We start from the raw sequence: 7,382 nt of genomic DNA on the forward strand, positions 1-7,382 counted from the left end.
GTGCTTTCCGGCTTCTTCGGTTTCCCGTTTCGGCCTTCCTGCGTTTCCGACTCTATCAGATCCTTTCGGGCCTGATTCCCAGTCAGTGGGGGTTGTCTTCGCGGCTGTTGGGCCGTTCCGACGAGTGAGACTTTAGCGGATTCCTTGCCCCCGACGCTAATCGGGCGGCTCGCGCTCAAACCTTCGAACGCGGATTCCTCATTTCGCAAAAACGCACGGAAAGCACGACGACACGACGAAGCGCCGTCAGCTTCAAATGGATCTTGCGGAATCGCTGTCCGGGGCCGACCGGAGTCGGTGCTCACGTCGGACAACTCGGAGAACACTACGTAGCAGGGAATCCCATGTCAACCCCGGTCCTCGGGCGTACCCTCCGGGGTATGACCACGCATGCGCGCACCACTCAGTGGTGGGCCGCCTGACCCGGCGGCCCCACTAGACGCATGCACCCAGCGGCCGCCGACTCGGCGGCCGTTCGCGTATCCCCTCCGGGAGTGCGGCCGACGGGTCGGCGCACATCGGAGAGGGAGAACGAACGCGATGAAGCGGATCTTCAGCGGGATCAAGCCGACCGGCCATCTGACCCTGGGGAACTACCTCGGGGCCGTGCGGCGGTGGGTCGAGGTGGACCAGTACGTGTCGGACTCGTTGTTCAGCGTCGTGGATCTGCACGCGCTGACCGTGGACCACGATCCGGCGCGGGTGCGGCGGCTCAGCCGGCAGGCGGCCACGCTGATGTTGGCCGCGGGCCTCGATCCGAAGCTGTGCACCCTCTTCGTCCAGAGTCATGTGGACGAGCACGCGCGGCTCTCGTACCTGCTGGAGTGCACGGCCACGGACGGCGAGCTGCGGCGGATGATCCAGTACAAGGAGAAGGGCGCGCGGGCGGTGGCGGCCGGGCAGGGGGTGCGGCTGTCGTTGCTGACGTATCCGGTGCTGATGGCGGCGGACATCCTGGCCTATGGGACCGATGAGGTGCCGGTCGGTGAGGACCAGACGCAGCACGTGGAGCTGACCCGGGATCTGGCGGTGCGGTTCAACCAGCGGTACGGGCATGTGTTCACGGTGCCGAAGGCGACGCATCCCGAGGTGGCGGCTCGGGTGATGGATCTGCAGGACCCCGGTTCGAAGATGGGGAAGTCGCACGAGAACGGGGCCGGGATCGTCTATCTGCTCGACGACGAGGAGACCGTCCGGCGGAAGATCATGCGGGCCGTGACCGACAGCGGGCGGGATGTCGCCTACGACCGGGAGGGCCGGCCCGGGGTCGCGAATCTGCTCGATCTGCTGGCGGCCTCGACGGGTGGGAACCCGGAAGCCCTGGCCGGTGTATATGAGTCGTACGGATCCTTGAAACGAGAAACAGCGGATGCGGTGGTCGAGATGTTGCGGCCGGTGCGGGAGCGGCACGCGGAGCTGGCGGCCGATCCGGGGTATGTGGATCAGGTTCTACGGGAGGGGGCCGAGCGGGCACGGGGGATGGCTCGGCCGTTGGTGGACCGGGCCTATCGGGCGATCGGGTTGATGCCCGCCGGGTGACGGTGGCCGTGGTGGCGAGGGCGGCCTCGCCACCGGCGTACGTCAGCCGTTGCCGTTGGCGAGTTCGCGGCTGCGGTCGCGGGCCGCTTCCAGGGCGGCGATGAGGGCGGCGCGTACGCCGTGGTTCTCCAGTTCGCGGATGGCGCTGATGGTGGTGCCGGCCGGGGAGGTGACGGCTTCGCGGAGCTTGACCGGGTGCTCCCCGCTGTCGCGGAGCATCACGGCGGCGCCGATGGCGGCCTGGACGATCAGGTCGTGGGCCTGGGCGCGGGGCAGGCCGAGGAGGATGCCGGCGTCGGTCATGGCCTCGACGAGGAAGTAGAAGTAGGCCGGGCCGGAGCCGGAGAGGGCGGTGGCGGCGTCCTGCTGGGACTCGGGGACGCGGAGCGTCTTGCCCACGCCGCCGAAGATCTCCTCGGTGTGCACGAGGTGGTCGGGGGTGGCGTGGCTGCCGGCCGAGATGACGGACATGCCCTCGTCGACGAGGACGGGGGTGTTGGGCATGACACGGACGACGGGGGTGCCGGTGGTGAGCCGTTCCTCGATGAAGGAGGTGGGGATACCAGCGGCGGCGCTGATGACCAGGCGGTCGGCGGTGACGTGGGGGGCGAGCTCGTCGAGGAGACGGCCCATGTCCTGCGGCTTTACGGCGAGGATGAGGGTGTCGGCGCGCTTGGCGGCCTCGGCGTTGGTGACGGTCTCGACGCCGTAGCGGGCGCGCAGCTCTTCGGCGCGTTCGGTGCGGCGGGCGGTGACCAGGAGGTTGGCGGGGCGCCAGCCGGCTCGGATCATGCCGCTGAGGAGCGCTTCACCGATCTTGCCGGTGCCGAGGACTGCGACGGTCTGGGTCATGGCTCTGTTCACCTCGCCGTAAGGAATACGTGTCGCCATCCTCGCACCGCGCGGGTGCGCGCGGTGCGGGTGTCCGAGGGGCGGTCAGGCCGTGCGGCGGCGGAGGGTGGCCGCGCCGAGGGCGAGGACGAGGAGGGCACAGCCTGCGACGACGAGGGCGTCGCGGACGAAGTCGCCGGTGATGTCGGGGTTGCGGAGGACCTCGTTCATGCCGTCGACGGCGTACGACATGGGCAGCACGTTCGAGATCCCTTCGAGGACGGGCTGCATCTGGTCGCGGGCGATGAAGAGGCCGCAGAGCAGGAGCTGCGGGAAGATCACGGCCGGCATGAACTGGACGGCCTGGAACTCGGAGGCGGCGAAGGCCGAGACGAAGAGGCCGAGGGCGGTGCCGAGGAGGGCGTCGAGGAGCGCGACGAGGAGGAGCAGCCAGGGCGAGCCGACAACGTCGAGTCCGAGGAGGCCGAGGGCGAGTCCGGTGGCGAGGGCGGACTGGACGATGGCGAGGAGGCCGAAGGCGAGGGCGTAGCCGGCGATGAGGTCGCCCTTGCCCAGCGGCATGGCGAGCAGGCGTTCCAGGGTGCCGGAGGTGCGTTCGCGCAGGGTGGCGATCGAGGTCACGAGGAACATCGTGATCAGCGGGAAGATGCCGAGCAGTGAGGCGCCGATGTTGTCGAAGGTGCGCGGGTTGCCGTCGAAGACGTACCGGAGCAGGAAGAGCATCAGACAGGGCACGAGGAGCATCAGGGCGATCGAGCGCGGGTCGTGACGCAGCTGCCGTAGGACGCGGGCGGCGGTGGCGAGGGTGCGGGCGCTGGTCATCGCTGGGGCTCCTGGAGGCGTACGGCTTCGCGGGCGTCGGCGGCGTCGACGAGGTGGAGGAAGGCCTCTTCGACGGTGGCGGTGTCGTTGCGGCGGCGCAGGGCCTCGGGGGTGTCCTCGGCGAGGATCTCGCCGTCGCGCATGAGGAGGAGCCGGTGGCAGCGTTCGGCCTCGTCCATGACGTGGGAGGAGACGAGGATCGCGGTGCCTCGGTCGGCGGCGATGCGGTGGAAGAGGTTCCACAGGTCGCGGCGGAGGACGGGGTCGAGTCCGACGGTGGGTTCGTCGAGGACGAGGACTTCCGGGGTGCCGAGGAGGGCGACGGCGAGGGAGACGCGGCTGCGCTGGCCGCCGGAGAGCCGGCCGGCGAGGGCGTCGGCGTGCGAGGCGAGATCGACGTCGTCGATGGCGCGGGCGACGGTGGCGCGGCGCTCTTCGCGGTGGGCGCGGCCGGGGAGGAGGACGGCGGCGAAGTAGTCGAGGTTCTGGCGGACGGTGAGGTCGTCGTAGACGGACGGCGCCTGGGTGACGTAGCCGATGCGGGAGCGCAGGGCGGCGTCGCCGGCGGGGCGGCCGAGGACCTCGAGGGTTCCGGTGACGTTGGCCTGGGTGCCGACGATCGCGCGCATGAGGGTGGACTTGCCGCAGCCGGAGGGGCCGAGGAGGCCGGTGATCCTGCCCGGGGGGACGGCGAAGTCGAGGCCTCGTAGGACGGCGCGGTCGCCTCGTACGACGGTGAGGGCGTGCGCGGAGATCGCGGGGATCGCTGGGGCCGGGTCCCCTTCCGAGTAATTCATCATGCGTTGAATAATGCTCCTGGGGGGATCTGGGCGTCAAGCGTCGGGGCAGACGTCGCGGCAGTCGCGGCACGCGTCAGAGCCCCGGCCGATGGGTGTCGGCCGGGGCTCTGATGGTGGTAGGGCGTCCCTACTGCTTGCGCTTGGGCTTCTCTCGGGCCGCCGGGTTGCCCGTGCGGGCGCCTCGGCGCTTGTCGTACTGCTTGCGGGCCGTCTCGTACTCGGTGCGGCGCAGTTTCTCGCCCGGTGCCTCGGTGAAGCAGCGGAAGAAGTAGGCGAGGAGGGAGCCGATGAAGCCGATCATCTTGAGGCTGCGCAGCGAGTCCTCGCGGCCCGGGTCGGCCGGGCGGCGGACGAAGCCCTCCCAGGTCTTGCGGAAGGCGATGGCGCTGCAGATCGCGAACATCAGCACCACGAGCATGTTCACGAAGCCGCCGACCTCGGCGATCTCCAGGCCCTGGTAGGCGAAGCGCAGGACGAAGCAGCCCGCCGCGGCGGCGGCGAGCGCCCCGAGGGCGACACCGGCGCGGCGCAGCCCGTACTGGCCGTCGTGCTCCACCCAGGTCGTCCCGAAGAAGCGGATCTCCTCGGGCTGCGGACCGGCGGGCACGCCTGCGGTGTCTGCGGCGCCGGTGTCGGTCGGCTTGGTGGTCTGGTCTTCGTCGCTCACGAGTCGATTATCCCGGATCCTCAGGAAGAGGGGACGGAAGGCGTCAGCCGCAGCGCTTGGCGACGAAGCCGTCGCTGCCCGTCTTCACGTACGCGTCCGAGATGAACTCCCCGGCCGCGATGTTGTCCCAGATGTTCGTCGTGCCGTACGGGCCGCTGACGCGCTCGCCCGTCGTCTGGCAGTGGATCGGCACCCGGACGTCCAGGGCGAGCGTCCGCACGATGCGGTGCTGCGTGCCCGGGCCCGAGCGCACGTTCACCCGGTAACCGGGAGCGACGGGATAGCGCACCGCGCCCATCGTCGAGACCCCGGCCTGTTCCGTGCCGGCTGCCGTCTTGTCCATGCCCATCTCGTTCTCCCCCGTTGGCGCAAAAGCGCTCCGCTGACTTTCACTCTCCGCGACGCGCAGGCTAGCAAGCCCCACCGACATCCCGTACGCCATCGACTAGGCTCCGTGCGTCGCGCACGCGCGCGAAGTCGACGCGGAACCACACGGGGGTGGGCGATGCCGCCGTTGCGCAGGACCGGTGCCGACCGGGAAGCGGAAGAGCCCGAGTACGCCGGTGAGTACCGTCTCCAGGCCTGTCTCGGCGCGGGCGGCATGGGCGTGGTGCACCTGGCCACCTCCGCCTCCGGGCTGCGGCTCGCGGTCAAGGTGGTGCACGGACAGTACGCGGAGGACCCCGAGTTCAGGGCGCGTTTCCGCCAGGAGGTGGCCGCCGCGCGCCGGGTGAGCGGCGCCTTCACCGCACCCGTCGTGGACGCCGATCCCGACGCCGAACGCCCCTGGATGGCCACCCTCTACGTGCCCGGCCCGACACTCGCCGACCAGGTGAAACGGAACGGGCCGCTGTCCCCCGCCGAGTTGCGCAGGCTGACGGCCGGACTGGCCGAGGCGCTCCGCGACATCCACCGGGCCGGTGTCGTGCACCGGGACCTCAAGCCGAGCAACGTGCTGCTGACCGACACCGGGCCGAAGGTCATCGACTTCGGCATCTCCCGGCCGGTCGACAGCGATCTGCACACGGAGACCGGGAAGCTGATCGGCTCGCCGCCGTTCATGGCGCCCGAGCAGTTCCAGCGGCCCCGCGAGGTGGGGCCTGCGGCGGACGTGTTCGCGCTCGGCGCCGTACTGGTGCACGCGGCGACCGGGCACGGGCCGTTCGACTCGGACAGCCCGTACATCGTGGCGTACCAAGTCGTCCACGACGAGCCGGATCTGACGGGGGTTCCGGACGCGCTCGCTCCGCTCGTCGCGCGCTGTCTGGCCAAGGAGGCGGCGGAGCGGCCGACTCCGGCCGAGATCATGGCGGCGCTGCAGCCTCCGTCGTACGAGGCGGCGGCGTTCATACCCGCCCAGCGGCGGCCGCTCACGCTGCCGGACCCGCTCCCGGACGCGTCACCCCCTTCGGGGGCGTGGGATGCCGACACGCCCGTACGGGCCTCGGTGCCGCGCGCCCGGCGGAGGCGACTGCGCCGGCCGTCGCTCGTGGTCGTCGCCGCGCTCGCGGTCCTCGCGGCCGGCGGCGCGTTCGTGGCCCTGCACGCGGGGGACGGCGACGCCCCCGCGCACCGGCCGCAGCCCGTCGGCGAGGCCTCCTTCGACGGCTGGGAGACCGTCCTTGGGAAGGGCGGAGACCCGGCCGCCCCTGCCTGCGTCACCGCGGCCGACGCGCTCTACTGCTCGGCCCGGGGCGTCGCGCTCGCCCGCCTCGACCCCGCCACCGGCCGCGTGCTCTGGTCGCGGCCCGGGACGCCCGGCGAACAGGTCTCGGCCCCCGTGCCCTTCGGCGGTCTGATCGGGGCCGTCGCGGGCGACGGGACCCTGCGGGCGTTCTCCGCCGACCGAGGTGCTCAGGTCTGGGACACCGGCACCGCCGCACGCCAGGAAGGCGCCAACCCGGCCGGGAACACGCTGCTCTACCCGACCTCCTCCTCGGCCGTCCGGGCCGTCGACGGGGACACCGGGAAGCAGCTCTGGCGCCGCGCCCTGGCCGGCTTCACCGCGCCCCTCTTCGGCCCGTACGACGAGGTCTCAGGTCTCGTGGCCGTCTTCGAGACCACGGGCGGCGCCGCCCGCACCTCGCTCGGGGCCCTGCGGCCCGAGACCGGCGAGGTCGTCCGGCGGACGCGGCTCGCGGGCGATCTCGTACCCGTGGGGACGGGACCGAGGGGTGTGGTGTTCCTGCGGTCGTCGAACGCGGACAGTCAGACCGACGCACTCGTCCGGTACGACCCCGCCGACGGTTCCGTACGCCGTACCGCCCTGCCGTACCCGCTGGACGACCCGAGGATCGTGGTGGCCGGCGACACCGCCTACCTCCTCGACACCACCGGCCGCCTCACCGCCGTGGACACAGTCGGCGGGCGGATGCTCTGGGAGCTGGAGACGGCGGCGGGGAACGTGTCCGCGCCGGTGCTCGGGCCTGATGGGCGGCTCTACTTCTCCGTGGCCGACGGGCGGTTGCTCGCCGTCGACACCGGGCGCGGGGCGCTGCTCGGGCAGACCGGGCCCCGGCTGCGGGACGGGCGGCTCGGGTACGCGGCGACGGTGGCCGCGCCCGTCGTCGTCGGCGACAAGGTGTTCGGGACCGCGCCCGACGGGTCCGTGTTCGCGGTGGACGGGCGGGATCCGGCGGGGTGGTGAAACCCCCGTCACGTCATACACAGAGGCGCGCGGGGAGTGGCCTTTCGGGCCGCTC

At 71.5% G+C, this 7,382-nt stretch carries 7 protein-coding genes; 2 read left to right on the forward strand and 5 right to left on the reverse strand.

Annotated elements, in window-relative coordinates; all coding sequences use genetic code 11:
* The first annotated feature begins 540 nt into the window (after positions 1–540).
* Positions 541–1,539 (forward strand): tryptophan--tRNA ligase, encoded by a 999-nt coding sequence (trpS, locus tag ACFWRO_RS36760; RefSeq protein ID WP_384518973.1) that lies wholly within the window; start codon positions 541–543, stop codon positions 1,537–1,539.
* A 42-nt stretch (positions 1,540–1,581) separates the two neighbouring features.
* Here the strand turns inward: trpS and proC are convergent, their stop codons facing one another.
* The 5 genes from proC to ACFWRO_RS36785 all read right to left on the reverse strand — a co-directional run bounded on the left by proC (position 1,582) and on the right by ACFWRO_RS36785 (position 5,029).
* Positions 1,582–2,391: a pyrroline-5-carboxylate reductase gene (gene proC, locus ACFWRO_RS36765; protein WP_384518976.1), complete on the reverse strand. Its 810-nt coding sequence runs from the start codon at positions 2,389–2,391 to the stop codon at positions 1,582–1,584.
* Between the two features lie 84 nt (positions 2,392–2,475).
* A complete protein-coding gene (locus tag ACFWRO_RS36770) occupies positions 2,476–3,213 on the reverse strand; it encodes an ABC transporter permease (RefSeq protein ID WP_384518978.1) in 738 nt (245 codons plus the stop codon).
* Entirely contained in the window at positions 3,210–4,013 is an 804-nt protein-coding gene (locus ACFWRO_RS36775; RefSeq protein WP_384518981.1) for an ABC transporter ATP-binding protein, read from the reverse strand. The genes ACFWRO_RS36770 and ACFWRO_RS36775 overlap by 4 nt, the downstream gene beginning before the upstream one ends.
* A gap of 127 nt (positions 4,014–4,140) precedes the next feature.
* Positions 4,141–4,680: a hypothetical protein gene (locus ACFWRO_RS36780; protein ID WP_384518984.1), complete on the reverse strand. Its 540-nt coding sequence runs from the start codon at positions 4,678–4,680 to the stop codon at positions 4,141–4,143.
* Positions 4,681–4,723: 43 nt separating this feature from the next.
* Positions 4,724–5,029 carry an SH3 domain-containing protein gene (locus tag ACFWRO_RS36785; protein ID WP_384518986.1) on the reverse strand — a complete coding sequence of 102 codons (306 nt, stop codon included), beginning with the start codon at positions 5,027–5,029 and terminating at the stop codon, positions 4,724–4,726.
* A 156-nt stretch (positions 5,030–5,185) separates the two neighbouring features.
* On the opposite strand from ACFWRO_RS36785, the gene ACFWRO_RS36790 reads away from it, so the two are divergent.
* Positions 5,186–7,327, forward strand: coding sequence for a PQQ-binding-like beta-propeller repeat protein (locus ACFWRO_RS36790; RefSeq protein ID WP_384518989.1), 2,142 nt, complete (start codon positions 5,186–5,188; stop codon positions 7,325–7,327).
* Positions 7,328–7,382: the final 55 nt, after the last annotated feature.

Origin of the sequence: Streptomyces sp. NPDC058579, from assembly GCF_042718575.1 — a bacterium.
Lineage (GTDB): Bacteria > Actinomycetota > Actinomycetes > Streptomycetales > Streptomycetaceae > Streptomyces.

Excerpts from the sequence above, each read along its gene's own strand:
- trpS (WP_384518973.1), top strand. The coding sequence starts at position 541 with ATGAAGCGGATCTTCAGCGGGATCAAGCCGACCGGCCATCTGACCCTG.
- proC (WP_384518976.1), bottom strand. The coding sequence starts at position 2,391 with ATGACCCAGACCGTCGCAGTCCTCGGCACCGGCAAGATCGGTGAAGCG.
- ACFWRO_RS36770 (WP_384518978.1), bottom strand. The coding sequence starts at position 3,213 with ATGACCAGCGCCCGCACCCTCGCCACCGCCGCCCGCGTCCTACGGCAG.
- ACFWRO_RS36775 (WP_384518981.1), bottom strand. The coding sequence starts at position 4,013 with ATGATGAATTACTCGGAAGGGGACCCGGCCCCAGCGATCCCCGCGATC.
- ACFWRO_RS36785 (WP_384518986.1), bottom strand. The coding sequence starts at position 5,029 with ATGGGCATGGACAAGACGGCAGCCGGCACGGAACAGGCCGGGGTCTCG.
- ACFWRO_RS36790 (WP_384518989.1), top strand. The coding sequence starts at position 5,186 with ATGCCGCCGTTGCGCAGGACCGGTGCCGACCGGGAAGCGGAAGAGCCC.